The following is a 1106-nucleotide window of genomic DNA, read 5'->3' on the forward strand; positions in this document are numbered from 1 at the left end:
GGGTGGGTCAGATGCCGGGGCCGGCGACGTAGGTGAAGGCACCTACTGCCGTGTCGGATCCGGCGGGGTTGGTCACGACCACGTCGGCCGCCCCGGCGGTGCCGGGCGGGGTGACCGCCGACAGCGTGGTCGCGTTGATCACCGAGAACGGCGCGGCGGTGCCGCCGAAGGTGACCGAGTCGGTGCTGTCGAGGTCGGTGCCGGTGATGGTCACCGCCGTCCCTCCCGAGGTCGGGCCCGAGGTGGGGCTGACCGTGCCGATCGTGGGGTCGTCGATGTAGGTGTAGGACAGGCCGTTGTTGGTGCCGCCCGCGGTGGTCACGCTCACCCCGACCGGTCCGGCAGCGGCTCCGGCGGGAACGGTGACACTGAGCGAGCTGTCGGAGTTGACCGTCGGGGTGGCGGTGACGCCGCCGAAGTCCACGCTCGTCGCGGTGGACAGGCCGGTTCCGTTGATGGTGATGGAGTTGCCGCCGGCCAGCGGCCCGGAGCTGGTGCCGAGGGAGGACTTGAACGGGGCACCGACGTAGAAGAACGGTACCGGGTTGCTGGTCCCGCCCGGGGTGGTGATCGTGACCCCGACCGTGCCGGTCCCCGACGGCGAGACCGCGGTGACCTGGGTGGGCGAGACCTGGGTGATGTTCGTGGCCGGCTTGTTGCCGAACCGCACGGCGCTGGTGCCGGACAGATTGGTGCCCGTGACGGTCACCAGCGTTCCACCACCGGTGGAACCCTGATTCGGAGAGATAGGCATGACGGAACTCCTCGCTGCTGATGGGGACATGGCGAGGAACCAGCGGGGCCGAACGGCCACCCGCGACAACTCACAGGGACAGACCGCTGTCGGCAGGCAAGCGGCGCCAGCCTCTTGTCCGGCCGTCAGGGGAAGTGAGCACCGCCCGGCAGTTCTGAAGGCGGTCAGGGAAGAACGGAAAGACAGCCCGGGGCTCACAGCCCGAGGTACACGGCACCTGCCATCTCCCGTGAGCAAGAAGAAAACCGGCAAAGCGCTGCCTGTATCCACGTTCCCCCGGCACGGGGATGGGCAGCCCGCCGGTTCACACTCTCAGTGACCCACACCCCCATCCGAGTGACAAGAGCCCGTC

The 1106-nt window shown here is 69.1% G+C and carries 1 protein-coding gene; it reads right to left on the minus strand.

The window, feature by feature from the left end; translation table 11 throughout:
- Window positions 1–7: 7 nt before the first annotated feature.
- On the minus strand, window positions 8–754 hold the full coding sequence (locus ACWD1U_RS37220; protein ID WP_451113786.1) for an IPT/TIG domain-containing protein: 747 nt from the start codon (window positions 752–754) through the stop codon (window positions 8–10).
- Between the last annotated feature and the right edge of the window lie 352 nt (window positions 755–1106).

The sequence above is a fragment of the Streptomyces sp. NPDC002788 genome (assembly GCF_053592115.1).

Excerpts from the sequence above, each read along its gene's own strand:
- ACWD1U_RS37220 (WP_451113786.1), bottom strand. The coding sequence starts at position 754 with ATGCCTATCTCTCCGAATCAGGGTTCCACCGGTGGTGGAACGCTGGTG.